Source organism: Streptomyces sp. NPDC092296, from assembly GCF_044755465.1.
Taxonomy (GTDB): Bacteria; Actinomycetota; Actinomycetes; order Streptomycetales; family Streptomycetaceae; genus Peterkaempfera.
In genome coordinates this window covers 76,611-102,147 of sequence record NZ_JBIVRB010000002.1, presented here as the reverse complement: position 1 = coordinate 102,147, position 25,537 = coordinate 76,611, and the positions used below count along the sequence as shown (strand labels likewise).

Here is a 25,537-nt window from a genome sequence, read left to right as displayed (position 1 = left end):
GATCAGGCCCCCGGTGGCAGCTCCCGCAGCGCCTTGAGGCAGGCGATGTCGGCGGCGTGACCGCCGCCCTCCCGGTCGGGGTGCCGGTCCGGGGTCTCCACCACCAGCGGGACGCCGCTGGTCGCCGGGTGCCGGAACAGCTCGCCGAACGGCTCGGCGCCGATCCGCCCGGCGCCGATGTTGGCGTGCCGGTCCTTGCGGGCCCCGGCGACGTCCTTGGAGTCATTGGCGTGGATCAGCCGCAGCCGCCCCGGACCGACCGCGGCAACCAATACGTCCAGCGCCTCCTTGACCCCGCCCGGCGCGGCCAGGTCGTGCCCGGCGGCGAAGGCATGGCAGGTGTCCAGACAGACGCCGACCAGCGGGTGCCGGTCCAGCGCGTCGGCGTACTCGGCCAGTTGCTCCAGCCGGGAGCAGAGCGAGCTGCCCTGCCCGGCGGTCGGCTCCAGCAGCAGCCACGGCGCGTCCGCCCCGAGCCGGTCCAGCTCGTCCAGCAGCGGCCGTACGTCCGCCCGGACCTGGGCCATCGCCTCCGCGTACCGCGAGCCGCCGTCCGCCGCCGCGCCGACCGCCGAGCCGGTGTGCACCACCACGCCGCGCGCGCCGATGGCGTGGGCCCGCAGCAGCGAGTGGCGCAGCGAGACGGCCGACCGCTCGCGGGTGGCCGCGTTGTCCGAGCCGAAGTTGATCAGGTAGGGCGCGTGGACGTACGCCGGGATGCCCTGCTCGGCGCAGGCGTCCCGGAAGGCCGCGTCCTGCGCCGGGTCGCCCGCCGGGGTGGCCCAGCCGCGCGGGTTGGCGACGAACACCTGCACCGCCTCGGCGCCGACCCGCCGCGCGTACGCCAGCCCGGTCCCCACCAGGCCGCGCCCGGCAACCGGCACATGCGCCCCCACCGGGTTGCGGCGGGCGGGCGGCGGCTGCGCGCCGGGGGCGGGGGCGGGGGCGTCCATGCGTCCGAGCATGCCACGGCGGGCGGGAGCGGCCGGTACGGCGTCCGGCTCACCCGAACGGCGGGCCGCCGGAATAGGCCGCTCGGCGTGCCGCGTTCCCGGGGCGTACAGAGTCGGATACGGCGCACGACGAGGGGAACGCACCATGGCACTCAGGCAGGCAGTGGGCACGGTCGGCATCTGGAGTTCGGCGCTGCGCGCCGACCAACCTGCGGTGCGCGCCGAGGTCGCCGAGGCGGTCGCGGAGCTGGAGGAGCTGGGCTACGGCGCGCTCTGGGTGGGTGGCAGCAGCGATGTGGGCCATGCGGCGCGGCTGATCGAGGCCACCTCGCGGATCGTGGTGGCGACCGGCATCCTCAGCATCTGGCAGCACGAGGCCGCCGACGTGGCCGAGGCACACGCCCGGCTGGCCAAGGAGCACCCGGGCCGCTTCCTGCTGGGCCTGGGTGCCAGCCACGCCAAGCTGGCCGCCGACTACCGGCGGCCGTACTCCGCGATGCGGGCGTATCTGGACGCGCTGGACGCGGCGCCGACGCCGGTGCCCGTCGGGGAGCGGGTGCTGGCCGCGCTGGGACCGAAGATGCTGCGGCTGTCGGCGGCCAGGTCCGCCGGGGCGCATCCGTACCTGGTCACCGCCGAGCACACCGCGCAGGCGCGGGAGATGCTGGGCGACGGGCCGCTGCTGGCCCCGGAGCTCAAGGTGGTGCTGGAGAGCGACCCGGAGCGGGCGCGCACGCTGGGGCGCGGCATCGTCACGTACTACCTGGAGCTGCCCAACTACACCGCCAACCTGCGGCGGCTGGGCTTCGGCGACGACGACTTCCGGGACGGCGGCAGCGACCGGCTGGTGGACGCGCTGATCGCCTGGGGCGATGACGACCGGGTGCGCGCCCGGGTGGCGGAGTTCCACGCGGCGGGCGCGGACCATGTGGCGCTCCAGGTGGTGACCGGCACGGAGCACGCGCGGCTGCCGCGCGCCCAGTGGCGGCGGCTCGCGGCGCTGCTGGACCTGGGCGCCTCCTGACCACCCCCGGCGGCCAGGCGACGCCCGGCCGGTCCCGCGTTCCGCAGCCGGTGCCGGTGCCGGTGCGGGTCAGGAGGCGCGGAGCTGGTCGTAGCTGCGGAAGGTGTAGTGCGCGGTGTAGTCGATCCTGCTGACGCCGGAGGGGGCGGGCAGGGCGAAGCGGTGGTTCAGAGCGGCGCCGAGCGGGCCGCAGCCGGTGGCCGCCGGGGCGGTCAGCGTGTGGTCGTAGGCGTCGAAGGCGACCAGCGGCGGGTCCTGGGAGAGCCACCGGCTGTCGCCCGCGCGGCTGAGGTGCAGCACCACCGGGTCGCGGTCGGTGCCGATGGAGCAGCGCCGGTTGAGCAGCGGGGAGACCAGGCGGAACTTGAGGGCCAGGCCGCCCTTGTCCGTACCGGTGCCGAGGAAGTCCGCGTAGCCGCCGTACTCGGGCTGGACCGACAGGCCCGGCAGCGGTCCGGGTCCGCCAGTGCCCGGCAGGCCGAGCAGTCCGCCGGGCACCGGGGTGGCGTCGGCCCGCAGGCCGCCGAAGACCTGGTCCCAGTCGCCGCCGGGCAGCGGGCCCTCCGCGTGGACCAGGGTGATGGGCTTGATCTCCGCCGGCTTGACACCGCCGAGGGTGATGCTGCCCCGGGCGACGGTGATCTCGCAGCGCCACTGGGCGGGGTCGGCGCCGGCGGGCAGCCGGGTGGGGCAGTCGGCGTACGCGGCCGGGTCCGGCAGCTCCGGTGCGGCGGCGGGCGGTGCGGCGGCGGGCGGTGCGGCGGCGGGCGGTGCGGCGGCTGCGGCCGGGGTGACGGCGGTGAGGGTCAGCCCGAGGGCGGCGGTGGCCGCGACGGCGGCGGCGGTCCGGCGGGCGTGGTGTGCGGTGTTCTTCGGCATGCCCTGAATCCTGCCGACGGCGACCCGCGCCGGGCATCGGGAAGATCCCCCACTCGCCCCTGCCGTGCCCCTGACCGCTGGTCAGGGGTCCGCTCGGGTCCGGGCCGGCCGCCGTTGTCCGACCCCCCGCCTAGGCTGGCCCCGATGAGACGCAAGCCGAGGGTGCCGCCGTCGCCCCTGCCGCAGCGCGCCGGGGTGGACCCGGTGCGGTTGCGGCTGCCCGCCGCCGGCCCGTGGGCGACGGTCCGGGACCACCTGGTGGACCGGCTGCCGGCCGTGCCCGCCGGGCGGATCGACGCGATGCTGCGGGAGCGGGCGGTCTTCGCGGTGGACGGCCCGATCGAGCCGGACGCCCCCTTCGTACCGGAGGCGTTCCTCTGGTTCCACCGGGAGCTGCCGCCCGAGGTGCCGGTGCCGTACGGCGTCGAGGTGCTGCACCGCGATGACCATCTGCTGGTGGTGGACAAGCCGCACTTCCTGTCCACCACCCCGCGCGGCAGCCATGTCACCGAGACCGCCCTGACGCGACTGCGGCGGGAGCTGGGCCTGCCCGCCCTCAGCCCGGCGCACCGGCTGGACCGGCTGACCGCCGGGCTGGTGATGTTCGTGGTCACGCCGGAGCTGCGCGGGGCCTACCAGACGCTCTTCCGGGACCGGCTGGTGCGCAAGGAGTACGAGGCGGTGGCGCCGTACGACCCGGCCGTCCCGCTGCCGCGCACGGTCCGCAGCCGGATCGTCAAGGAGCGGGGGGTGATAGCCGCCCGGGAGGAGCCGGGGCCGCCCAACGCCGAGAGCCGGATCGAGCTGCTGGAGCGGCGCGGCGGCCTCGGCCGCTACCGGCTGCTGCCGCTGACCGGCCGCACCCACCAGCTGCGGCTGCACATGAGCGGCCTCGGCCTCCCGATCCTGGGCGACCCGGTGTATCCGGCGCTGCTGCCCGATCCGGCGCCGGGCGACTTCCGCCGGCCGTTGCAGTTGCTGGCCCGGGTGCTGGAGTTCACCGACCCGGTCAGCGGGGTGCCGCGCCGCTTCGAGAGCCGGCGCACGCTGCGGTCCTGGTCACACCACGGGGAGTGGGCCGCTGCGGACGGCGCTGCGGGGGCCGGATGCTGACGCCGGTTCAGCTGCCGGCGGTGGCGGCCGCGGGCAGCCGCCTGGGCGAGAAGGGCCGGTTCCAGGCATGCGCTCCGGGTCGGGCGGGGAGGGACCACCCATGACGAAGCTCGGCCTCCCGGACGGTATCCGGGCCTGCCTGTTCGACCTCGACGGTGTACTGACCAAGACGGCGGTGGTCCACGCGGCCGCGTGGAAGGAGATGTTCGACGACTTCCTGCGGCGCCGGGACGGGGCCGGCTTCCGACCGTTCGACCCGGTGGCCGACTACGACGAGTACGTGGACGGGCGGCCGCGCGCCGACGGGGTGCGTACCTTCCTGGCCTCCCGGGGCATCGAGCTGCCGGACGGCTCGGACGACGACCCGCCGGAGCGCGACACCGTCCAGGGCCTGGGCAACCGGAAGAACGTCCTGGTGCTGGCCAAGATCCGCCAGGACGGCGTGGAGGCGTACCAGGGCTCGGTGCGCTTCGCGGAGGCGGTGCGCGCGGCGGGCCTGCGGACGGCGGTGGTCTCCTCCAGTGCCAACTGCCGTGATGTGCTGGTCTCGGCCGGCATCGAGCAGCTGTTCGAGGTGCGGATCGACGGTGTGGTCGCCGCCGACCGCAAACTGCCCGGCAAGCCGCACCCGGACACCTTTCTGGAGGCCGCCCGCGAGCTGGGCGTCGCCCCCGACGCGGCGGCGGTCTTCGAGGACGCGCTGGCCGGTATGGACGCGGGCCGGGCCGGCCGCTTCGGCTTCGTGGTCGGCGTCGACCGGGTCGGCCAGGCCGACGCGCTGCGCGAGCACGGCGCCGACACCGTCGTGCAGGACCTGGCCGAGCTGCTGGAGGCACGGGCGTGATCACCCATCCCTCGTATGTCGTCGAGCCGTGGAGCGTACGCGAGTCCGAGCTCAACCTGGACGTGCTGCCGCAGAGCGAGTCGGTCTTCGCGCTCTCCAACGGCCATGTCGGCTGGCGCGGCAACCTGGACGAGGGCGAGCCGCACGGCCTGCCCGGCTCCTACCTCAACGGCGTGCACGAGCTGCGTCCGCTGCCGTACGCGGAGGCCGGCTTCGGCTATCCGGAGTCCGGGCAGACCATCATCAATGTCACCAACGGCAAGCTGATCCGGCTGCTGGTGGACGACGAGCCGTTCGACCTGCGCTACGGCAGGCTGCGCTCCCATGAGCGGGTGCTCGACCTGCGCAGCGGCCTGCTGCACCGCACCTGTGTCTGGACCTCCCCGGCCGGGCGGACCGTGCAGGTGCGCTCCACCCGGATGGTCTCCTTCACCCAGCGGGCCATCTGCGCGGTCGCCTACGAGGTGGAGCCGGTGGACTCCGAGATCCGGGTGGTCGTCCAGTCCGAGCTGGTCGCCAACGAGCAACTGCCGCAGACCGGCGGCGACCCCCGGGTGGCCGCCGCGCTGGAGTCCCCGCTCCAGCCGGAGGAGGACTACGCCGACGGCACCCGGCTGCGGCTGGTGCACTGCACCGCGCGCAGCGGGCTGCGGGTGGCGGCGGCGGCCGACCACATCGTCAACGGGCCGGAGTCCACCCGCACCTCCAGCGAGAGCGCCCCGGACGTCGGCCGGTTCACCGTCACATCGGTGCTGAAGCCGGGCGAGGCGCTGCGGCTGGAGAAGCTGGTCTCCTACGGCTGGTCGGGAGTCCGCTCGCTGCCCGCCGTACGGGACCAGGTGGAGGCGGCGCTCGCGGGCGCCAACAGCACCGGCTGGCAGGGCCTGGTCGACCACCAGCGCCGCTACCTGGACGACTTCTGGGGGCGGGCGGACGTCGAGGTGGACGGCGACGCGGAGATCCAGCAGGCCGTGCGGTTCGCCCTCTTCCATGTGCTCCAGGCGGGCGCTCGGGCGGAGGAGCGGGCCATCCCGGCCAAGGGCCTGACCGGTTCCGGCTACGACGGGCACTCCTTCTGGGACACCGAGACCTTCGTACTGCCGATGCTCACCTGCACCTCGCCGTCCTCCGTCGCGGAGGCGCTGCGCTGGCGGCAGTCCACGCTGCCCGCCGCCCGGCAGCGGGCCCAGCAGCTCGGCCTGGGCGGCGCCACCTTCCCCTGGCGGACCATCGACGGGCAGGAGTGCTCCGCCTACTGGCCGGCCGGCACCGCCGCCTTCCATGTCAACGCCGATGTCGCGGACGCCGCCGTGCGCTATGTCGCGCTCACCGGCGACGAGGCGTTCGAGCGGGAGACCTCCGTCGAGCTGCTGGTGGAGACCGCCCGGCTGTGGCGCTCGCTGGGGCACCACGACCACCGGGGCCGCTTCCACATCGACGGCGTCACCGGGCCGGACGAGTACAGCGCGGTGGCGGACGACAACACGTACACCAACCTGATGGCCCAGTCGAACCTGCGGGCCGCCGCCGACGTGGTCGAGCGCCACCCGGACCAGGGCGCCGAGCTGGGCGTGGACGACGAGGAGACCTCCGCCTGGCGGGACGCGGCCGACGCGATGAACATCCCGTACAACAAGACGCTGGAGGTGCACGAGCAGTCGGCCGGCTACACCGAGCACCAGACGTGGGACTTCAACGCCACCCACCCCGACCAGTACCCGCTGCTGCTGCACTTCCCGTACTTCGACCTGTACCGCAAGCAGGTGGTCAAGCAGGCCGATCTGGTGCTGGCGATGTATCTGCGCAGCGATGCGTTCGACACGGAGCAGAAGGCGCGGAACTTCGCCTACTACGAGGCGCTGACCGTACGGGACTCCTCGCTCTCCGCCTGCTGCCAGGCCGTGATCGCGGCGGAGGTCGGCCATCTGCGGCTGGCCTACGACTACCTGGGCGAAGCGGCCCTGATGGACCTCAAGGACCTGGAGCGCAACACCCGCGACGGGCTGCACATCGCCTCACTGGCGGGCACCTGGATCGCCCTGGTGGCGGGCTTCGGGGGGCTGCGGCACTGCGGTGACACGCTGGGCTTCTCGCCCCGGTTGCCGGAGAAGCTCGCCCGGATCGCCTTCCGCATCCAGGTGCTGGGGCGGCGGCTGCGGGTGGAGATCACCGACTCGGTGGCCACCTACTCGCTGGTCGAGGGGGCGCCGCTGGAGATCCAGCACTACGGCAAGTCGTTCATGGTCTCCGAGAAGGCGCCGCAGCAGTGCCCGGTGCCGGAGCCCGCCGCGCGCCCGGAGCCCCGGCAGCCTCCGGGGCGGCGGCCCGGCCGCCGCGGCTGACCGGAGCGGGGCGGGCGGCGGGTCGGCCGGTGCCGGAGGCCGCCGCCGTCACTCCGCCGGGGCGGCCTCCATGGGGACGGCCTCCGCCGGGACGGGCACATGCACCAGGACGGTACGGACGTAGTCGTCCACCGCGTGCTCCAGGCCGACATCGCCCTCCTCCCGCTCGGAGAGGTACCAGCGGTGCTCCAGGATCTCGTGGTAGAGCTGCGCGGTGTCCATCCGGCTGCGCAGCTCCTCGGGGACCAGCCGCACCGTGGGCCGGAACACCTCCCGCACCCAGCGGTGGGCCACCACCTCGCGGCTGGCGCTCAGCGGGTCGCCGGGGAGGTAGTCGTCCTGGTGGGCCATATAGGTCTCCAGGTCGTTGAGCAGACTGCGGGCCTGGTTCTCCTCCGCGTCCAGGCCGGTCAGCCGGAGCAGCTGCCGCTGGTGGTGGCCGGCGTCGACCGCCTTGGGCAGGATGGTCACCTTGGCGCCGTCCGGGGAGTGCTGGATCTGCATCTCGGCGACGTCGAAGCCGAGGTCGTTCAGCCGCCGGATGCGGTCGTCGATGCGGTGCCGGAAGTTGCGGGAGTAGACCGACGCCCGGGTCAGCTCATGCCACAGGTCGCCGTACCGGGCGGCCAGCGCGTCACCGAAGGAGACCGGGTCGACCGAGGGGTGCAGCGACCCGCCCGCCTCCAGGTCCATCAGCTCCCCGGCGACGTTCACCCGGGCGATCTCGATGTCATAGCCGCGCTGACCGTCCGTCAGCCGGGGCTGGATCTGCCCGGTCTCCGCGTCCACCAGATAGGCGGCGAAGGCACCCGCGTCACGCCGGAAGAGGGTGTTGGAGAGCGAGCAGTCGCCCCAGGCGAAGCCCACCAGGTGCAGCCGGACCAGCAGCACGGCCATGGCGTCCAGCAGCCGGCTCACAGTGCTGGGCCGCATCGTGGTCTCGAACATCGCCCGGTACGGCATCGAACCGCCCAGGTGGCTGGTGATCAGCACCGGCTCCAGCGCCTCACCGCCCCGGTCGGACCGCCCGGTGACCACCGCCACCGGCTCCACGCTCGGCACCCCCAGCCGGTGCAGGTCACGCAGCAGCCCGTACTCGCGCACCGCGTTGAACTCCCCGACCTCCTTGACCGCCAGCACCTCGCCGCCCGCTCGGGCGAACCGCACCACATGGCGGGAGATGCCCCGGGGCAGCGCGACCAGGTGCTCCTCCGGCCACTCCTCCAACGGCACCCGCCACGGCAGTTCCAGCAGCAGGCCCGGGTGCTCCGGCGAGGCGGCGGTGATCTGGAAGCTCATGGGTACGAGTGTGCGACATCGGCCGGGCGCGGTGCACACCCGGCCCGTCAGTCGAGACCGCCGCTCACCGGGGCCGGCGTCCCGGCGGACGGCGGGACGAGGCAGCCGGGCCCGGTGACCGGATGCTCGGCCTCCGGGCCGCCCGACGCGCGGCGGACCGCGTCCCGCTCCGCCCCCTCGCGTACGGCGGCGTGCACCGCGCGGGCCAGCCGGGCGCCCCACAGCGACCGGGGGCCGCCGAACGGCAGCTCCGGCTCGCCGGGGGCGGGCTCCCGGGCGGCGACACAGACGGCGTCGGAGGGGGTGCCGGAGCAGTCGTACCCGGCGTCGAGCAGCGCCTGCACCTTGGCCTCGGTGGCGGTGGCCAGCGCGTTGACCAGGGCCGCATCGGAGAGCGGGGCGGGGACCGCGACGATGATGTTGATGGTGCCGGGCGGCTGCGGTGCGGGGTCGCCCGCCGCCGGGGACGCCGCCCACGCCGCCACGCCGATGCCCGTGGTCACCAGCGCCGCCACCCCGCCGTCCACGGCCCGGGTGCAGGCGTCCACCGGCGCGGCCGTCATCAGCCCGACTCCGGGGCCGGTCAGGGCGGCGGCGCGGGCCAGGTCCGCCAGGTGCTGCTGGGGGTCCAGCCGGTCGTACCCGGGGCGGACCTGCGCGTTCACCACCCAGCGGCGCGGGCCGAGGCCGCCGCCGAGCACGGCGCTGCTGACCATCCGCCACCCGGGGCCGGCCCGCCACACCAGCAGATGCCGGCACGCCCCGTCCTCCAGCCTGGCCAGCCGCTCCACCGCCTCCAGCCCGGTGAAGGGCTCGGACCGGGCGGTGGGCAGCAGGGGGGTGGGCATGCGGGGGCCTTCCGGAGTGCGGGGTACGGGTCCGCGACAACGGATACCACGGGGGCGTCGCTCTCGGGTACGGGCGTGAGGCCCAGGTGGGGTGTGGTTGACGTTCGCTCGCGGCTTTCCCGGGGCGGCGGGTTGCTCGCGCAGTTCCCCGCGCCCCTGGCGGGGGAACCCCCGGACGCGGGGCCCGGGTAAGGACCAGGTGGGGTGTGGTTGACGTCCGCTCGCGGCTTTCCCAGGGCGGCGGGTTGCTCGCGCAGTTCCCCGCGCCCCTGGCGGGGGCACCCCGGACGCGGGGCCCGGGTAAAGCCCAGGTGGGGTGTGGTTGACGTTCGCTTACGGGTCTCGGGGGTGGCGGGTTGTTCGCGCAGTTCCCCGCGCCCCTGGCGGGGGCGCCCCCGGGCGCGGGGCTCGGGTAAGGACCAGGTGGGGTGTGGTTGCCGTTCGCTCGCGGCTTTCCCGGGGCGGCGGGTTGCTCGCGCAGTTCCCCGCGCCCCTGGCGGGGGCACCCCGGACGCGGCGCCCGGGTAAAGCCCAGGTGGGGTGTGGTTGACGTTCGCTTACGGGTCTCGGAGGCGGCGGGTTGCTCGCGCAGTTCCCCGCGCCCCTGGCGGGGGCACCCCGGACGCGGCGCCCGGGTAAGGACCAGGTGGGGTGTGGTTGACGTCCGCTTGGGGTTTTCGTGGGGGCGGGTTGTTCGCGCACCTGGTGGGGGGGCGTTCGTCAGGAGGGTGCGGGTTGCTCGGCGGGGTCGGGGGGCAGGGGTGCCGGGAGGGGGGTGGTGGGGTAGAACTGGTGGGCCCAGCGGCGGAAGGGGCCGATCGGGCCGTCGCCGGGGGCGAGCCGTGGGGGGTGCTGGTAGCTCTTGTGGTTCCAGATCGGGAAGTCCGCAGCCGTGAAGTCGCAGCTGGACCGGAACAGCGGCCGGGCCAGCAGCCGGGCGGCGGTGCGGCTGAGCGCACGCGCGAGGGGTGCGGGCAGTCGGGCGGGCTCGGCCAGGGCGATGCGGTTGGACTGCCGGAACTGCATCCGGTTGGGCGCGATGGCGGTCGGCATCACCATGGTGCACATCCGGATGCCGAACCGGGGCGTGTACATATCGGCGTGCAGGCAGCCGAGGCCGTACCCGTCGACCTCCACCTCCACCCCGAACTCACCGATCACCGGCGCGGTCTCCCGTACCCGCATCGACACATGGAACGCGGTGTCGCCGTAGGAGACCGGGGCGCCCAGGTCGGCCCTGGCCCAGCCGTGCAGGGTGGCGAAGTGCCCGATGTCCACCGAGTTCTCGATGACCTCCTGGGCGTTGCCCGCCAGCTCCCAGGTGACGTGCCGAGCGGGCAGGTGGCCGATCCGGTGCCAGGTGGGGATCTCCCAGTCCGGCTGCCGCCCGTCGTGGTGCCGCCAGACGAAGACCGCGCCGTTGACCTCGTGCACCGGCAGCCCGGTCAGCGACGCCTTCGGCGGCGGCGTGCCGTACCCCGTACGGACGCAGGAGCCGTCGGGGCCGAAGGCGAAGAAGTGGAACGGGCAGACCAGGTCGTCGCCGTCGACCTCGGACAGGCCCAGATGGGCGCCGAGGTGCGGGCAGTAGGGGCGCACGGCCCGGATCGCACCGGTGCGCGTCCGGTAGAGCACCACGTCCTCGCCCGCCAGCGGCCGGGTGAGGACGGCGCCGGGCTTCAGCTCGTCGGAGAAGGCCAGCGCCGACCAGCCGCTCGGGTAGGGCAGGCCGGGTGCCCGTGCCAGGTCGGCCGGGGTCGGCCCCTGGCTGATGGTGCGTCCGTAGCTGCGCGAAAGTCCCACACGACCCTCCCCGGCCGGTCGCGGCGCAGTCGGCCCGAGCCGCCCCGCCGCCGTCCGGACCACGGATCGGCCGGACGCATAGAGAACGCTCCAGGACGCCCGAAGTCACGGCGGCCGTCGATGACGGCCGCCGTGACACGGGTGGGGCGGGACAGGGTGGGGCCCGACTACCAGCCGACCGCGATCAGCAGGTACTGCGGGTCGTTGTGCGAGATGAAGGAGGACTGGCCGGCGTAGTCGTCGTACGGGAATCCGTACGCCAGCTTGTTGATGCTGTGGTCGTGCCAGAACTTGGCGTAGTAGTTCGCCGGCCCGGTCTGGTAGTACTGGTTCGGGTCGGACCACTGGGACTGCGGCAGGGTGGCCACGTGCCGGTTGAGCGCGGAGCACATTCCGGGATTCTCGGAAAGCGTTCCGGCGCAGCCGAAGATGTCCGACGTGGGGGCATTCACGCCGACCGAGTTCGCATAAGCGGTGAAGTAGTTCGCATTCACGCCGCCGGTCCGGAAACTCGGGTCGCTGCCGGGTGCGATGATCCGGTAGGGGGCCTGGGTCTGCGCCAGCACCTTGAACTGCGACGGCACCTCGTTGATGAACTTCTGGAAGGTGGCCGACCGGTCCTCGGCGAAGGTCGCCTGGTCCTCACCCACCGAGACGTCGTTGCCGTCGCGGGAGTGCAGCCGCATCGCGAGCTTCAGACCGAACGCGTCGACCCGGGTGGTGTTGCCGTTGAAGACGTTCGCCCCGACGGTGAACTCGATGAAGTCGTAGTACTGGCTGTTCGGGGAGCCGAGGTAGAAGTACATCCGCCCGGCGGAGTTGACGGGCATGTCGAAGTACGGCTGGTCCGCGATCGAGTGGACCTGCCCGTTGTAGCTCCAGTAGACCTGGCTGTCCGGGTACTTGCCGTTCGTCCGGTTGAGGATCTTGAGCATGACGACGTTCTTGGCGGCGGGGATGCTGCTGGTGTCGCCCCAGAACGAACCCGGGTCACTCGGCGTGGTGGGCGGGGTGGTCGGCGGAGTGGTCGGCGGGTTGGTGCTCGGCGTGCCCGTGTGCACGACGAACTCCCAGAGCGAGTAGCCGTACACGGTGGCCCGCTGGGTGCCGTAGACCCGCACATAGCGGCCGGTGCCGGAGACGTTCAGCGTCTGGTTGCCGCCGGTGCCGGTGGTGGTCGAGTAGACCGTGGTCCAGTTGCCGGTACCGGTGTCGGACACCTGGATCTGGAACGCGGTCGCGTACGCCGCCTCCCAGTTCAGCGCCACCTGGCAGATCTGCTGGGAGCTGCCCAGGTCGACCTGGAGCCACTGCGGGTCGCCGGCCGCGCTGGACCAGCGGGTGCCGGTGTTGCCGTCGACGGCGGCCGACGCGGGGGTGCCGGCGTTCTCGGTGGAGGAGGTGGTCGCCGGGCGGTTCAGCGCCGCGTTGCCGGTGCCGCAGCCGCCGCCCGCCGTGAACGAGCCGTAGACCTGGAACTCGTACAGCGAGTAGCCGTACGGGGTGGCCCGCTGGGTGCCGTACACCCGCACATAGCGGCCGGTGCCGGAGACGTTCAGCGTCTGGTTGCCGCCGGTGCCGGTGGTGGTCGAGTAGACCGTGGTCCAGTTGCCGGTACCGGTGTCGGACACCTGGATCTGGAACGCGGTCGCGTACGCCGCCTCCCAGTTGAGCCCGACCTGACTGATCGACGCACTGGCGCCGAGGTCGACCTGGAGCCACTGCGGGTCGGCGAACGCGCTGGACCAGCGGGTGGCGGCATTGCCGTCGACGGCGGCCGACGCGGAGGTGTCGGCGTTCTCGGCGGAGGACGCGGTGGCCGTCTTGCCCTGGGAGAGCAGGGTGCCGGCCGCGTGGGCCGGCGACTGCGCGACGACGAGCACCAGGCTCGCCAGCAGCGCGGTCAGCAGAGCGACGACGTAGTAGGGCCGTGGCCCGCCACGCCTTAAGGGCCTGTGCAGCAGCATGGGACTGTTGCCTGACATGAGGTCTCCTGAACCGGGTGGGGATCATCCTCGGTGAGGGGTGGAATCACCTTTGAGAGCGCTCTCTGAGGTGATGTCTACAACCCCGGTTCTGCGGCGTCAAGGTACATGTCAAGAATCGTCGGCGTGATATCCGGCCCCGCGCCCCGCTTTCATTCCGCGGCCGTGGAACTCCCCTTGGGGTCGCGGCGGTCGCGGTCAGGGCTTTTCCGGCCCGAGCCTTCCGGGTCGGGGCGGTCGCCTTCCGATTCAGGGCGGTCGCCTTCCCGGTCGGGGCGTTCGCCTTCCGGGTCGGGGCGGTCGGTGTCGGTGGTCCTGAGGCCGAGCGGGCGGGCCAGCCCGAGCACGGCCTCGTCCAGCCGTTGCAGATGCCGCAGCACCCGCAGCGAGACACTGCCCGCTCCGGCCTCGCTGCCCCCGGCGGCGTCCCGGAGCAGCACGGCGACATTGGGCCCGCTCTCCAGGACCGGCCGCTCCTCGCCGCCCCCGGTGATGTAGCCGGCCAGCAGCCGCAGATTGCGGTCCACCCGGCCGGTGGCCCGAGCCAGCCGGGGGTCGGCGCCGATGCGCAGGCTCTCCGGGACCAGTTCGGCGGTGGCCGCCAGACTGCGGCCGTGGTAGGCGCAGGTCTCCAGCAGGCCCATCACATAGCGGGCGTTGCGCCGCCGGGCCCGCAGCGGGCTGACCGGGTGGGTGAGCGGTTTGACCGAGCGGCGCAGGCCGTCGAGCGCGGTGTCCAGGTCGCGGGCCCGGTCCAGCAGGTCGGCGGCCGGGGCGCCGCTGAGCTGGGCGACGGACTGGGCGAGCACCTCGCGCAGCCGTTGCAGCACCTGGCCCAGCTGCTCGTCCGTCCGCCGGCCGGTGCCGATCGGCAGCACCAGGACGGCGGCGATCAGCCCGCAGGTGGCGCCGAGCGCCGTCTCCTCGATCCGCAGCACCAGGACGGCCGGGCTGAAGGTGTGCAGCAGGGTGTAGAGCAGGCCCAGCATCATGGTGATGAAGAAGGACATCAGCGTGTACGACAGCGGCGCGGTGAACGACATGCCGAAGATGCAGACGATCACCAGTACGAAGGCCAGCCAGGGGTCACCGCCGACCAGCGTGGCCAGGCCGAGCCCGGCGACGACGCCGACCACGGTGCCGACCAGCCGCCGGGAGCCCTTGATCATCACCTCGCCGGTGGACGCGGTGTTGACGAAGACCACCCAGCAGGTCAGGACGGCCCAGTACCAGCGCTGCGGGGAGAGCAGCTCACCGCCGAGGATGGCCAGCGCGGAGCCCACCGCGACCTGGCAGGCGGTCCGGGTGGAGGGGCGGGCCAGGCCGGTGGCGGGGGCGGCGCCGCTCTCCTGCTCGGCGGAGGAGAGGCTGACGTCCTCCGCCTCCAGCTCCTCGCGGGAGCGCTGGGTCTCCGGGCTGTCGTCGGTGCTGTCCGCCTCCTCGTCCAGCGCCAGGTAGAGGCCGAGCAGGGCGCGGGCCAGCTCACCGACCGCCCGGAAGGCCTCCTGCACCGCCGGTGAGGCGTCCGGCAGCCGCCGGTCGTCGCGGTAGCCCAGCAGCCGGTTGCGGACCACGGCGTAGCCGGTCCCCCGGCGCGCCGCCGCCGTACCGCCGACCAGCAGGCCGAGCGCGCGCAGCTCCCGCTCCAGCTTGCGCAGCGCGGCGGCGTCGGGCTCCTCGGCGGCCGGGGTGACCGTGCCCGTGTTCGGCAGGTGGCCGGGCAGGTGCAGGGTGAGGGTGTAGTCGGCGATGTCGCCGCCCTGCTCCACGGCCCGCATCAGCAGGATGCCCAGCCGTTCGGCGGCGATCTCGGCCTCGGCCACCCGGCGCTGGACCAGGGTGGCGGTGGCGGCGCTGGCGGTGCCGGACTCCAGCCGGCTCTGGATCATCAGCGCGCACTCGTGCAGCCGGGCGGTGGCGCGGTGCAGGTCGGTGACCGTGCGGTCGGCCAGCGGTTGCCGCCGGTCCGGCGCGGCCACCTCGGTCAGGCTGGCGAGCACCCGTCCCAGCCGTACCCGGAAGGCCTGCTGCAACCGCCCGAGGGTGCGCTCGGGGGTGGCCCGTACGATGCCGAACCGGACCAGGGCCGAGCTGGCGAAGGAGACCGCCACCACCCCGCAGAGCTGCGGCAGCATGGCCGGCCCGGCCTGGACGAACTGCGCGACGAAGAAGAGCTGGAAGGCGATCAGGCCCAGCCCGGTGCCGCGCGGCCCGAACCGGCGGACGTACACCGCGCCGAAGATCAGCAGGACGAAGGTCAGGTCGGCGGCGGCCCGGTAGCGGGACAGGACGGAGGCCAGGGCCACCGAGGACAGCGCGGTCGGCAGTCCGAACGCCAGGGTCACCGCCTGGTCGCGCAGCCGGGGCTCGGTGAGGGCGAAGGAGGACGCCATGGTGGTCACGGCGCCGACCACCAGCAGCGGCACGGCCGTGTGCAGGGCGGCGAGCACCGCCAGGGTGCAGACGATCGCACCGACCGTGTTGGCCGCGGCCAGCAGCCGGATCAGGCCGGGGTCGGCGGCGACGAAGCGGTCCCAGAGATCCGCCCCCGCCTGCCGTACCCGTCCCATACCGCCGACCGCGCTCCCCGAGTCCGATGCCACCTGTCACCTGTCCCGTCCTCTGCCAGCCATTCTCACCCGGGGCGGCCGAGATCGGTCGGGCCGGCGGCCCGTCCGGCGGAACGGCGCAACGGCGGGCGGGGCCCGCAGCCAGCCGCCCGGCGGCACCATGCGCGGGCGGCCGGGCGGCGGGCGGTCAGTCGACGCGGAGGGCGGCGAGCTGCTGTGCGAAGGGGACGACGGACTCGGGCTGCTCGGCGGCGGCCGGGCGGGCGGCCAGCAGGGCGGCCAGTTCGGCGGCACCCCGGTCGACCCGGGCGGCCAGGTCCTGCCCGGCGCCGCCGCCGCTGCCCCAGTCCTCGGAGGCGGCGTAGACGGCGGTGGGCACCACCACCGCCCGCAGATAGGCGAAGAGCGGACGCAGCGCGTGCTCCAGCGCCAGGGAGTGCCGGGCGGTGCCGCCGGTGGCCGCGATCAGCACCGGCTTGCCGACCAGTGCGGTGTTGTCGATGACGTCGAAGAAGGACTTGAACAGCCCGCTGTACGAGGCGGTGAAGATCGGCGTGACCGCGATCAGGCCGTCCGCCTCGGTGACGGCCCGCACCGCGGCGCCCAGGGCGGCGCCGGGGAAGCCGGTCACCAGGTTGTGGGCGATCTCGGTGGCCAGTTCCCGCAGCTCGACGACCCGGACCTCGACCGGGCGGCCGGTGCCGGCCAGCTGCCGGCGGGCCGACTCGGCCAGCCGGTCGGCCAGCAGCCGGGTGGACGACGGCCGGCTGAGGCCGGCCGAGACGGCGACGAGCTTCAGGGGCTGCATGGGCTCTCCTCCGGAGGGGGGTCAGACTGCGGCGGCGTCGCGGCGGGCGACCAGCGCGGCGTGGGTGGGGGCATCGGCCGTACCGGCGGGGCGGCCGGCGGCGAACTCCTTGCGCAGGACCGGCACGACCTGCTCACCGAGGATGTCCAGCTGCTCCAGTACGGTCTTCAGCGGCAGCCCGGCGTGGTCCATCAGGAACAGCTGGCGCTGGTAGTCACCGAAGGTCTCGCGGAAGGCCAGCGTCTTCTCGATGACCTGCTGCGGGCTGCCCACGGTGAGCGGGGTCGCTTCAGCGAACTCCTCCAACGACGGGCCGTGTCCGTACACGGGCGCGTTGTCGAAGTACGGGCGGAATTCGCGGACCGCGTCCTGGGAGTTGGGCCGCATGAAGACCTGGCCGCCGAGCCCGACGACGGCCTGCTCGGGGGTGCCGTGGCCGTAGTGGGCGTAGCGCTCCCGGTAGAGGCCGATCAGCCGCTTGAAGTGCTCCTTGGGCCAGAAGATGTTGTTGGCGAAGAAGCCGTCGCCGTAGTAGGCGGCCTGTTCGGCGATCTCGGGGCTGCGGATGGAGCCGTGCCAGACGAACGGCGGGGTGCCGTCCAGCGGGCGCGGGGTGGCGGTGAAGCCCTGGAGCGGGGTGCGGAAGCGGCCCTGCCAGTCCACCACGTCCTCGCGCCACAGCCGGTGCAGCAGGGCGTAGTTCTCGATCGCCAGCGGGATGCCCTGCCGGATGTCCTTGCCGAACCACGGGTAGACCGGGCCGGTGTTGCCACGGCCGAGCATCAGGTCGACGCGGCCGTCCGCCAGGTGCTGGAGCATGGCGAAGTCCTCGGCGATCTTCACCGGGTCGCTGGTGGTGATCAGCGTGGTGGCGGTGGAGAGGATGAGCCGCTCGGTGCGGGCGGCGATCCAGCCGAGCATGGTGGTCGGGGAGGACGGGACGAACGGCGGGTTGTGGTGCTCGCCGGTGGCGAAGACGTCCAGGCCGACCTCCTCGGCCTTGAGCGCGATGGCCGTCATGGCCTTGATCCGCTCATGCTCGGTGGGCGTGCGGCCGGTGGTCGGATCGGGGGTGACATCACCGACGGTGAAGATCCCGAACTGCATCGCGTTCATCGTCGCCTCTCTAGTTGACTGTTCAACGAATGCAGCAACACGCCGGCCGCCCCTATTCCCCGACACTCCCGCACCCCGGCCGGGCAGGCCACGGGCCGGGAAGGCCAGCGGTCAGCCGTTGATGCACCTCGGTGCAGTACCGGACATTCCGGAAGTGTCTCCACAAAGGCCCCGGAGTGATCTGCCAAGCTCCGGTCCATGGTCGTTCACCTGCGTCCGCGCGCCCTGCACTGGACGGTCGTCGTGCCGGTGCTCGCGGTCGTGCTGCTGGCGTTCACCTGGGGCCGCTCACTGCCCATCGTCCTGATCGCGCTGGTGGGCTGCTTCCTGGTCGGCTCGGTACTGGCCGCCGTGCACCACGCGGAGGTGGTGGCGCACCGGGTGGGCGAGCCGTTCGGGTCGCTGCTGCTGGCCGTGGCGGTGACGATCATCGAGGTGGCGCTGATCGTCACCCTGATGGCGGACGGCGGCGACAAGGCCGAGACGCTGGCCCGGGACACCGTGTTCGCGGCGGTGATGATCACCTGCAATGGCATCGTGGGGGTCTGCCTGCTGGTGGGGGCGCTGCGGCGGCGGGTGGCGGTCTTCAACCCGGAGGGCACCGGCGCGGCGCTGGCCACCGTCGCCACCGTGGCCACGCTGAGCCTGGCGCTGCCGACCTTCACCCAGCGGCCGGGGCCGCAGTTCTCCCCCACCCAGCTGGTCTTCGCGGCGGCGGCCGCGGTGGTCCTGTACGGGCTGTTCGTGACCACCCAGACCATCCGGCACCGGGACTACTTCCTCCCGGTGACCGCGCACGGCGAGGTGATCGACGCCGACGGCCACGCCGACCCGCCGTCGGCCCGCACCGCGCTGCTCAGCCTGGTGCTGCTGCTCCCGGCGCTGGTCGGGGTGGTCGGGCTGGCCAAGGTGGAGTCCCCGACGATCGAGTCCGGGGTGGCCGCCGCCGGACTGCCCGCCTCGGTGGTCGGCGTGGTGATCGCGATGCTGGTGCTGCTCCCGGAGACCATCGCGGCGGTGCGCGCCGCCAACCGGGACCGGGTGCAGACCAGCCTCAACCTGGCGCTCGGCTCGGCCATGGCCAGCATCGGGCTGACCATCCCGGCGGTGGCGGTGGCCTCGGTCTGGCTCAACGGCCCGCTGATCCTCGGCCTGGGCGCGACCCATCTGGTGCTGCTGGCCCTCACCGTCGCGGTGGGCACCCTCACCGTCATCCCCGGCCGGGCCACCCCGTTGCAGGGCGGCGTCCACCTCACCATCCTGGCCGCCTACCTGGTCCTCGCCGTCAGCCCCTGAGCCCGGCCCCGGCAGGGGCCGCGTCACACACCGCCCGTGTACTTCTTCATCGCCCCCTCGAAGTCAGCGACCGCCTGCTGCGCCCACCGGTAGCCGCACACGTCGTTCCAGCCGATCGGGTACGCGTGCCCGGCCCGCACCGCCGGCAGCCGCCGCCACGCCGGAAGCCTGGTCACCGCGTCCAGGCCGTTGCCCGGCACACCCTTGCTGTCGGCCCGGTACAGCAGCAGGTCGCAGTCGTCCAGCCGCCCCAGCTCCTCCAGCGACAGCTCCCGGTTGTTGCTGCCGTTGGCGGCGGAGGCCCGCCCCCAGGCCAGGCCGAGGTCACGCAGGATCACCCCGTCGCCGGCGTCCGGCAGGTCCAGCGCGTACGTACCGTCCTGGGCGTAGCTGAGCACGCCGACCCTGGTCCGCGCCAGCAGGTCGCCGTGGGCGGCCCGGACCCGCTGGATGTCGGCCTGGTAGGCGGCCTTGAGCCGGTCGTGCTCGGCGGTGCGGTTGACCGCGCGGGCGGTGTCGGCCAGCGGCCCGCGCCAGTCGCCGGTGTTGCCGAAGTCGACGGCGAAGACCGGGGCGAGCGCGGCGGCCTTCTTCATGGCGCCGGGCGAGTTGTCGTAGCGGCTGCCCGGCTTGGGGCCGAGCACCAGGTCGGGGCGGAGCGCGGCGACCCGCTCGATGTCCGTCTTGGTGATCTCCCCGATCGGCTTGACGGCCCGCAGCGGCGCCACGTACGCGGGGTACATCGAGGTGTCGTCGACCCAGCTGAAGTCGATGCCGCCGACCGGCGGCAGGCCCAGCTCGACCAGGAAGATGGCGGTGAAGTAGTCCAGGCACACCACCCGGCGCGGATGGGTGGGGACGGTGACCTCACCGTCCGCGCCGCGCAGGGTGCGGGTGGCCGACTCGCTGCCGACCGGGGCGGCGGGGCTGCCCTCGCCGCAGCCGGTCAGCGCGGCCAGGGCCAGTCCGCCGGCTCCGGCCAGCAGTCCGCGTCGGCCGAGCGAGGCCACGATCTCGGCGAAGCGGGCGTCCAGGGCGGGGCCGGTGAGGGGGGCGGCCTTGGTGCTGTGCATGCTGCGGGTGCCTTTCGTACGTGTGGAGGGGGCGGCCGGGTCAGACGGCGGCGGTGGGCCGGGCGTGGTGGCGGCCGATCGGGAGGACCAGCGGGGTGCCGGAGACCTCGTCGGTGACGACCCGGCAGTCCATGCCGAAGATCTCCCGTACGGACTCCTCGGTGACCACCTCGGCGGGCAGGCCCTCGGCGGCGATCCGGCCGTCCTTCATGGCGATCAGGTGGTCGCCGTAGCGGCAGGCCAGGTTGAGGTCGTGCAGCACGGTGACCACGGTGGTGCCCCGGTCCCGGTTGAGGTCGGTGAGCAGGTCCAGCACCTCGACCTGGTGCGGCAGGTCGAGGTAGGTGGTGGGCTCGTCCAGCAGCAGCAGTTCGGTGCGCTGGGCCAGGGCGACGGCGATCCAGACGCGCTGCCGCTGGCCGCCGGAGAGCTCGTCGACGGTACGGGCGGCGAGGTCCAGCGTGTCGGTGGCGGTCAGCGCCTCGGCCACGATCTCGTCGTCCTCGGCGGTCCAGCGGCGGAACCAGCCCTGGTGCGGATAGCGGCCCCGGCCGACCAGGTCGCTGACCCGGATGCCGTCGGGGGCGACGGGTGTCTGCGGCAGGATGCCGAGCCGCGCGGCGACCTCCTTGGTGGGCATCCGGTGGATGTCCCGGCCGTCGAGCAGCACCTCGCCGGAGCGGGGCGGCAGCAGCCTGGCGAGGCCGCGCAGCAGGGTGGACTTCCCGCAGGCGTTGGGGCCGACGATCATGGTGACCCGGCCGGGCGGGATGTCCAGGGTGACGCCGCCGACCACCTCCCGCTGGTCGTAGCCCAGCCGCAGGCCACCGGCCGACAGGGCCGCCCGCGCCCCGTCCGCCTCCGGTCCCGCCGCCGTACCGGTCAGCTCTGCCTCTGCCACCGCTGCCGTCCTTGTCGCGCTCGTCATGGTTTGCGTCATCCCCCCGTACCGACCCGGTTGGCTCGGGCCAGCAGCCACAGCAGGCACGGGGCACCCAGCACTCCGGTGATCACTCCGACCGGGAACTCGGTCGCCCCGAACAGGTGCTGTCCCGCCACATCGCAGCCCAGCATCAGCACCCCGCCGATCAGCGAGGACAGTGCCAGCCCCGGGCTGCGGCCGTGGATCAGCAGCCGGGCCAGCGGCCCGGACAGGAAGGCGACGAACGCCACCGGTCCGGCGGCGGCGGTCGCCACCGCCGCCAGGGCCACCCCGGTGAGGATCAGCGCCAGCCGGCCGCGCTCCACCCGTACGCCCAGGCCCTTGGCGAAGTCGTCGCCCAGGGTGAGCGCGGGCAGCGTACGGGCGGCCAGCGCGGCGGCCGGGACGAGCACCGCCAGGCAGCCCAGCAGCGGGCGGACCCGTGACCAGTCGCTGCCCGCCAGGCTGCCGGTGAGCCAGACCATCGCCTGCTCGGCGGTGTAGACCTCGGCCCGGGTCATCAGATAGGAGACGACGCCGGAGAGCGCGGCGGAGACGCCGATGCCGACCAGCACCAGCCGGTAGCCGTGGACCCCGCGCCGCCAGGCCAGCAGGTAGATCAGTACGGCGGTGGCCAGCGCCCCGGCGACGGCGCTGATCGAGACGGCCGCCCCGCCGAGGCCGAACACCACGATCGCGATCACCGCCGCCGCGCTGGCGCCCGAGGTGATGCCGATGACATCGGGGCTGGCCAGCGGGTTGCGGATCAGGGTCTGGAAGATCGCCCCGGACAGGCCGAAGGCCGCTCCGGTGGCCAGCGCGGTGACCGCGCGCGGCAGCCGGACGCCGTTGACGATGAAGTCGGCCCCGGCGCTGCCGCGGCCGGCCAGCGCCCGCAGCACCTCGGGCAGCGGCACCGGGTAGCTGCCGATCGACAGCGCCACGCAGAGCAGCACGACGCCGACGCCGACGACCGCCCCGGCGACCGCCAGGGTGCGCAGCCGGGGGCCGGTGCGGGCGAGGGTGACGGTCCGGATCGCGGCGGCCGGCACCGGGCGGCGGGCGGCGGATATCGGTGGGGTCGTCATGACAGCTCTGGACTCTTGCGGCGGCGGACGAGGGCGACGAACACGGGGGCTCCGACGACGGCGGTGACGATGCCGACCTGGATCTCACCGGGCCGGGCCACCACCCGGCCGAGCACGTCGGAGGCCAGCAGCAGCACCGGGGCGAGCAGCATCGAGTACGGCAGTATCCAGCGGTGGTCCGGGCCGGTGACCAGGCGTACGGCGTGCGGGACGGTGAGCCCGACGAAGCCGATCGGCCCGGCCATCGCGGTGGCCGCGCCGCAGAGCAGCACCACCGCGACGGCGCAGTACAGCCGGGCCGCGACCACGTTCTGACCCAGGCCGCGCGCGGTGTCCTCACCGAGGCCGAGGGTGTTGAGTATCCGTCCGGAGCCCAGGGCCAGCAGCACCCCCACCGCGATGAACGGCGCGGCCTGGGCGGCCACCGACAGGTCGCGGCCGGCCAGCGCGCCGACCTCCCAGAACCGGAACCGGTCGAAGGTGGCGGTGTCGGTCAGCAGCACGGCGGTGGTCAGCGAGGTGAGCGCGGCGCTGCACACGCCGCCCGCGAGGGCCAGCTTGACCGGGGTGGCGCCCTCCCGGCCCAGCGAGGCGATCCAGTAGACCAGGACGGCGGCGGCGGCCGCGCCCACGAAGGCGAACCACACATAGCCGGTGAAGGAGGTGATCTTGAAGACCGAGATCCCGACCACCACCGCCAGCGCGGCGCCGGAGTTGACGCCGAGGATGCCCGGGTCGGCGAGCGGATTGCGGGCCAGACCCTGCATCACCGTCCCGGCCAGGCCCAGCGCCGCACCGGCCAGCAGGCCGATCACGGTGCGCGGCAGGCGCAGCGAGGTCACGATCAGCTGGTCCGCGTTGTCCGGGTCGTGGTGGAAGACGGCGTCCAGCACGGTGCCCGCCGGTACGCTCTTGGCGCCGACGGCGAGGCTGGCCACCAGTGCCAGCACCAGTAGCGCCGTGAGTACCACCAGGCCCAGCCCGAGGGTGGGGGCGCCGACGCGCGGCGCGGTGGGGCGCGGCGGCGCCTGCCGCCGGGGTGCGGCGGGTGGTCGGGGCCGCTGGGGTGCGGTGCCCGCGCGGGCTGGCAGAAGGTCCACAGGTGCTCCTCGGCGGACTCCCCCGGGCGGGGTTCATCCGAGACTGAATAAGGGGAGGCTAACCTAACCGCAAGCCCGCCTTCGCCAGCCGGGCACCCCGGACAGCCCGGCCGGCGACCCTGCGGCGCCCTGCGGCGGCCAAGTCATGTCGCGAGACGGACAGCCGCACCCCGGTCCGCCGCATGAGTGCCGACCGCCCGCAGCGGCCGGGGATTCCCCAAGTCGCCCGGTCGGACGCGGGAGTTGACGGCCAATCCGCGACGGCGGCCGACCCGGCCGCGTGGCCGGATCGGGCGATGCGGTGTCCGGCTGCGGATTTTTCTCCGGCGGAGGGCACTTAGGCTAGCCATAGTTAGGCAAGCCTAAGTAGCCCATCGGCCATGCTCCGCCGTGGTGGGAGTACCCCGCCGCGCCCCCTCTGGAGGAATCCCGTGCACCAGCCCCCCACCCCGCCGCGCCCCCGCCCCCTGCCGTCCGGCGGCCTGTCCCGACGCGGCCTGCTCGGCGCGGCGGCGGGCACCGCCGCGCTGTTCGGGCTGGCCGCCTGCGGCTCCGGCGGCTCCTCGGGCGGCTCCTCAGGCGGTGCCGCCGCGTCGGCCAAGAGCTCCGGCGCCGCCACCCGGCTGGTCGACAGCACCAAGGGGAAGATCCGGGTGCCGGACCAGCCCAAGCGCGTGGTGGCCCTCAACGACTTCCCGATGGGCGCGATGTTCGATCTCGGGATCACCCCGATCGGTGTCTTCAACGCGGGCGAGCAGTACGTCGCCAAGCCGTACCTGGACCGGTGGCGGCCCATCGCCAAGGTCTCCGACGGGGTCGGCGGCGCCATCCAGGTGGAGAAGGTCGCCGCCCTGGAGCCGGACCTGATCCTGGCCATCGACGCTCAGTCCGACCTGCCGTACGCGCAGCTGACCAAGCTGGCCCCGACGGTGGTGCTGCCGTTCAGCAAGTCCAAGGCCCCGTGGCGCGACATGGCCGACGCCACCGCCGAGGTGCTCGGCGTCCCGACGGCGCTCGACGCGCTGAAGAAGCGCTACAGCGAGCGGACCGCCGGCATCAAGCAGCAGTACGCCGAGCAGCTGGCCCGCTACCGCTGGGACCTGCTCCAGGGCGGCTTCGACGAGGGGCAGTGGTGGCTGTACGGGACCGGGTCCCCGATCGGCGGCATCCTGGCCGACGCCGGGGCGCGGTTCGCGACCGCCAGCGGCCGGGGCATCGTCCAGGAGTCGGTCTCCTATGAGCTGGTGGGCAGCCGGCTGGCCGACGCCGACGCGATCTTCTACTACACGACCAATGACGGGCAGCCCGCCAACCTGGGCCCCAAGCTGTTCGCGCAGAAGTCCTTCCAGCGGCTGCCCGCCGCCCGGGAGCACCGCCTGTTCGGCAGTGTGGCCTTCCTGCCCGCCGGGTACAGCGAGGCGCTGATGGCGCTGGACGACTTCGAGAGCGCCCTCAAGCAGCTGTGACCATCCCGCGCGTGCTCCGGCCGCCGGGTGCGGCCGGAGCAGCGGACGGCCCGGGGCCGGGCCGGGGACCGGAAGGGCGCGGCTGGGCGGGTCACGGCTGGGCGGGTCACGGCTGGGCGGGGCACAGCTCGGCGGGTCACGGCTCAGGGCGTGGCGGCGAAGTACGCGCCGGGGGTCCGCCCGGTCTCCGCCCGGAAGGCAGCCACGAACGAGCTGGGCGTGCTGTACCCGACCTGCCGGGCCACCGCCACCAGCGGCCGGTTCACCGCCAGGTACTCCAGCGCGGCCTTCAGCCGGGCCCGGGTGCGCCAGCGGCCGAACGGCATGCCGGTCTCGGCCGAGAACAGCCGGGCCAGCGTCCGGGCGCTGGCGCCGACCTCGCGCCCCCAGTCCTCCAGCCCCCTCGGGTCGGCGGGGTGGGCGAGCAGTGCCTGCGCCACCCGGCGGGCCCGCTCGTCGACCGGCATCGGCACATCGATGGTGGTCACCCCGACCGGCCGCAGCAGGTCGAACAGGACCGCCTCGGCGCGGCTCCGGGCGGCGGACGGCGGGGCGGGGTCCGCCAGGTGCACGATCAGCTCGCGCAGCAGCGGGCCGACCGCGACCACGGTGGGCTCGGTCCAGGCGACGGGGCAGCGGGCGGGCGGCAGGTAGACGCTGCGCATCAGCGCGGGGCGGCCGGCCGTGGTGCTGTGCCGGACTCCCGCCGGTATCCAGAGCGCCAGCGTCGGGGGCAGCACCCAGGAGCGGTCCCCTATGTCCACGGTCAGCACGCCGATCGGCGCCCAGGCCAGTTGGTGGGTGTCGTGGTCGTGCAGCCCGAACCGCTGGCCCCGGTACATGTCGAAGTTCCGTACGCAGATCGCACTGTCGGGGGTGGGGGCGGTGGCCGCAGTCTGTCCGTTGGGCGACATGGCACGGCACCGTATCGCATTCCCGTCACTCTGTCGGCCCCCTAGCCTCCCAAGCAGAGCCCATGCAGAGCCCATGCAGAGCCCACGCGGAGCC

19 protein-coding genes and 2 pseudogenes are annotated in these 25,537 nt (G+C 73.8%); 6 read left to right on the top strand and 15 right to left on the bottom strand.

Translation table 11 applies throughout. The features are described from left to right. Window positions 1–2 precede the first annotated feature (2 nt). Window positions 3–953 carry a deoxyribonuclease IV gene (locus ACIQGZ_RS08220; protein ID WP_402600088.1) on the bottom strand — a complete coding sequence of 317 codons (951 nt, stop codon included), beginning with the start codon at window positions 951–953 and terminating at the stop codon, window positions 3–5. Window positions 954–1,098: 145 nt separating this feature from the next. Here ACIQGZ_RS08220 and ACIQGZ_RS08215 point away from each other — a divergent pair, with 145 nt between their 5' ends. Then, a complete protein-coding gene (locus tag ACIQGZ_RS08215; protein WP_402600087.1) occupies window positions 1,099–1,977 on the top strand; it encodes an LLM class F420-dependent oxidoreductase in 879 nt (292 codons plus the stop codon). Between the two features lie 69 nt (window positions 1,978–2,046). Here ACIQGZ_RS08215 and ACIQGZ_RS08210 read toward each other — a convergent pair whose 3' ends face one another. Further along, window positions 2,047–2,856, bottom strand: coding sequence for a hypothetical protein (locus ACIQGZ_RS08210; protein ID WP_402600086.1), 810 nt, complete (start codon window positions 2,854–2,856; stop codon window positions 2,047–2,049). A gap of 144 nt (window positions 2,857–3,000) precedes the next feature. On the opposite strand from ACIQGZ_RS08210, the gene ACIQGZ_RS08205 reads away from it, so the two are divergent. The 3 genes from ACIQGZ_RS08205 (at window position 3,001) to ACIQGZ_RS08195 (ending at window position 7,155) form a co-directional block, all read left to right on the top strand. After that, the gene (locus ACIQGZ_RS08205) at window positions 3,001–3,969 is read left to right on the top strand and encodes a pseudouridine synthase (protein WP_402600085.1); all 969 of its coding nucleotides are present in this window, start codon (window positions 3,001–3,003) and stop codon (window positions 3,967–3,969) included. Between the two features lie 100 nt (window positions 3,970–4,069). Further along, complete coding sequence (locus ACIQGZ_RS08200) at window positions 4,070–4,813, top strand: HAD family hydrolase (RefSeq protein WP_402600084.1); 744 nt, start codon at window positions 4,070–4,072, stop codon at window positions 4,811–4,813. Next, window positions 4,810–7,155 carry a glycoside hydrolase family 65 protein gene (locus ACIQGZ_RS08195; protein ID WP_402600083.1) on the top strand — a complete coding sequence of 782 codons (2,346 nt, stop codon included), beginning with the start codon at window positions 4,810–4,812 and terminating at the stop codon, window positions 7,153–7,155. The genes ACIQGZ_RS08200 and ACIQGZ_RS08195 overlap by 4 nt, the downstream gene beginning before the upstream one ends. Window positions 7,156–7,203: 48 nt before the next feature. Here the strand turns inward: ACIQGZ_RS08195 and ACIQGZ_RS08190 are convergent, their stop codons facing one another. From ACIQGZ_RS08190 to ACIQGZ_RS08155, 8 genes and pseudogenes are all read right to left on the bottom strand, one after another. Continuing rightward, window positions 7,204–8,454, bottom strand: coding sequence for a DUF4032 domain-containing protein (locus ACIQGZ_RS08190; RefSeq protein ID WP_402600082.1), 1,251 nt, complete (start codon window positions 8,452–8,454; stop codon window positions 7,204–7,206). 47 nt (window positions 8,455–8,501) lie between these two features. After that, window positions 8,502–9,302 (bottom strand): adenosylcobinamide amidohydrolase, encoded by an 801-nt coding sequence (locus ACIQGZ_RS08185; RefSeq protein WP_402600081.1) that lies wholly within the window; start codon window positions 9,300–9,302, stop codon window positions 8,502–8,504. A 720-nt stretch (window positions 9,303–10,022) separates the two neighbouring features. After that, entirely contained in the window at window positions 10,023–11,105 is a 1,083-nt protein-coding gene (locus ACIQGZ_RS08180) for a Rieske 2Fe-2S domain-containing protein (RefSeq protein ID WP_402600080.1), read from the bottom strand. A gap of 167 nt (window positions 11,106–11,272) precedes the next feature. Continuing rightward, window positions 11,273–12,520: pseudogene (locus tag ACIQGZ_RS08175) on the bottom strand (beta-1,3-glucanase family protein); the annotation flags it as partial. Window positions 12,521–12,595: 75 nt separating this feature from the next. After that, a pseudogene (locus tag ACIQGZ_RS08170) lies at window positions 12,596–13,072 on the bottom strand (discoidin domain-containing protein); the annotation flags it as partial. Window positions 13,073–13,242: 170 nt separating this feature from the next. Continuing rightward, on the bottom strand, window positions 13,243–15,660 hold the full coding sequence (locus ACIQGZ_RS08165; protein WP_402600079.1) for an FUSC family protein: 2,418 nt from the start codon (window positions 15,658–15,660) through the stop codon (window positions 13,243–13,245). A 187-nt stretch (window positions 15,661–15,847) separates the two neighbouring features. Beyond that, window positions 15,848–16,468 (bottom strand): FMN reductase, encoded by a 621-nt coding sequence (locus ACIQGZ_RS08160; RefSeq protein WP_402600078.1) that lies wholly within the window; start codon window positions 16,466–16,468, stop codon window positions 15,848–15,850. 21 nt (window positions 16,469–16,489) lie between these two features. Beyond that, the gene (locus tag ACIQGZ_RS08155; RefSeq protein ID WP_402600719.1) at window positions 16,490–17,575 is read right to left on the bottom strand and encodes an LLM class flavin-dependent oxidoreductase; all 1,086 of its coding nucleotides are present in this window, start codon (window positions 17,573–17,575) and stop codon (window positions 16,490–16,492) included. A 207-nt stretch (window positions 17,576–17,782) separates the two neighbouring features. On the opposite strand from ACIQGZ_RS08155, the gene ACIQGZ_RS08150 reads away from it, so the two are divergent. Next, window positions 17,783–18,880, top strand: a complete 1,098-nt coding sequence (locus tag ACIQGZ_RS08150; RefSeq protein WP_402600077.1) for a calcium:proton antiporter — start codon at window positions 17,783–17,785, stop codon at window positions 18,878–18,880. A gap of 23 nt (window positions 18,881–18,903) precedes the next feature. Here the strand turns inward: ACIQGZ_RS08150 and ACIQGZ_RS08145 are convergent, their stop codons facing one another. The 4 genes from ACIQGZ_RS08145 to ACIQGZ_RS08130 are packed head-to-tail and all read right to left on the bottom strand — an operon-like array spanning window position 18,904 to window position 23,063. Then, a complete protein-coding gene (locus tag ACIQGZ_RS08145) occupies window positions 18,904–19,953 on the bottom strand; it encodes an ABC transporter substrate-binding protein (RefSeq protein WP_402600076.1) in 1,050 nt (349 codons plus the stop codon). Window positions 19,954–19,993: 40 nt separating this feature from the next. Next, the gene (locus tag ACIQGZ_RS08140; protein ID WP_402600075.1) at window positions 19,994–20,881 is read right to left on the bottom strand and encodes an ABC transporter ATP-binding protein; all 888 of its coding nucleotides are present in this window, start codon (window positions 20,879–20,881) and stop codon (window positions 19,994–19,996) included. 8 nt (window positions 20,882–20,889) lie between these two features. Next, window positions 20,890–21,963 (bottom strand): FecCD family ABC transporter permease, encoded by a 1,074-nt coding sequence (locus ACIQGZ_RS08135; protein WP_402600074.1) that lies wholly within the window; start codon window positions 21,961–21,963, stop codon window positions 20,890–20,892. Further along, window positions 21,960–23,063, bottom strand: a complete 1,104-nt coding sequence (locus tag ACIQGZ_RS08130; RefSeq protein WP_402600073.1) for a FecCD family ABC transporter permease — start codon at window positions 23,061–23,063, stop codon at window positions 21,960–21,962. The genes ACIQGZ_RS08135 and ACIQGZ_RS08130 overlap by 4 nt, the downstream gene beginning before the upstream one ends. A 431-nt stretch (window positions 23,064–23,494) precedes the next feature. Between ACIQGZ_RS08130 and ACIQGZ_RS08125 the strand changes: the two genes are divergently transcribed. Further along, window positions 23,495–24,529, top strand: a complete 1,035-nt coding sequence (locus tag ACIQGZ_RS08125) for an ABC transporter substrate-binding protein (RefSeq protein WP_402600072.1) — start codon at window positions 23,495–23,497, stop codon at window positions 24,527–24,529. Window positions 24,530–24,672: 143 nt separating this feature from the next. On the opposite strand, the gene ACIQGZ_RS08120 is transcribed toward ACIQGZ_RS08125, so the two are convergent. Then, the gene (locus tag ACIQGZ_RS08120; protein ID WP_402600071.1) at window positions 24,673–25,443 is read right to left on the bottom strand and encodes an AraC family transcriptional regulator; all 771 of its coding nucleotides are present in this window, start codon (window positions 25,441–25,443) and stop codon (window positions 24,673–24,675) included. Between the last annotated feature and the right edge of the window lie 94 nt (window positions 25,444–25,537).

Coding starts and splice junctions, on each gene's coding strand:
- ACIQGZ_RS08220 (WP_402600088.1), bottom strand. CDS start 953: ATGGACGCCCCCGCCCCCGCCCCCGGCGCGCAGCCGCCGCCCGCCCGC.
- ACIQGZ_RS08215 (WP_402600087.1), top strand. CDS start 1,099: ATGGCACTCAGGCAGGCAGTGGGCACGGTCGGCATCTGGAGTTCGGCG.
- ACIQGZ_RS08210 (WP_402600086.1), bottom strand. CDS start 2,856: ATGCCGAAGAACACCGCACACCACGCCCGCCGGACCGCCGCCGCCGTC.
- ACIQGZ_RS08205 (WP_402600085.1), top strand. CDS start 3,001: ATGAGACGCAAGCCGAGGGTGCCGCCGTCGCCCCTGCCGCAGCGCGCC.
- ACIQGZ_RS08200 (WP_402600084.1), top strand. CDS start 4,070: ATGACGAAGCTCGGCCTCCCGGACGGTATCCGGGCCTGCCTGTTCGAC.
- ACIQGZ_RS08190 (WP_402600082.1), bottom strand. CDS start 8,454: ATGAGCTTCCAGATCACCGCCGCCTCGCCGGAGCACCCGGGCCTGCTG.
- ACIQGZ_RS08185 (WP_402600081.1), bottom strand. CDS start 9,302: ATGCCCACCCCCCTGCTGCCCACCGCCCGGTCCGAGCCCTTCACCGGG.
- ACIQGZ_RS08165 (WP_402600079.1), bottom strand. CDS start 15,660: ATGGGACGGGTACGGCAGGCGGGGGCGGATCTCTGGGACCGCTTCGTC.
- ACIQGZ_RS08160 (WP_402600078.1), bottom strand. CDS start 16,468: ATGCAGCCCCTGAAGCTCGTCGCCGTCTCGGCCGGCCTCAGCCGGCCG.
- ACIQGZ_RS08155 (WP_402600719.1), bottom strand. CDS start 17,575: ATGCAGTTCGGGATCTTCACCGTCGGTGATGTCACCCCCGATCCGACC.
- ACIQGZ_RS08150 (WP_402600077.1), top strand. CDS start 17,783: ATGGTCGTTCACCTGCGTCCGCGCGCCCTGCACTGGACGGTCGTCGTG.
- ACIQGZ_RS08145 (WP_402600076.1), bottom strand. CDS start 19,953: ATGCACAGCACCAAGGCCGCCCCCCTCACCGGCCCCGCCCTGGACGCC.
- ACIQGZ_RS08140 (WP_402600075.1), bottom strand. CDS start 20,881: ATGACGAGCGCGACAAGGACGGCAGCGGTGGCAGAGGCAGAGCTGACC.
- ACIQGZ_RS08135 (WP_402600074.1), bottom strand. CDS start 21,963: ATGACGACCCCACCGATATCCGCCGCCCGCCGCCCGGTGCCGGCCGCC.
- ACIQGZ_RS08120 (WP_402600071.1), bottom strand. CDS start 25,443: ATGTCGCCCAACGGACAGACTGCGGCCACCGCCCCCACCCCCGACAGT.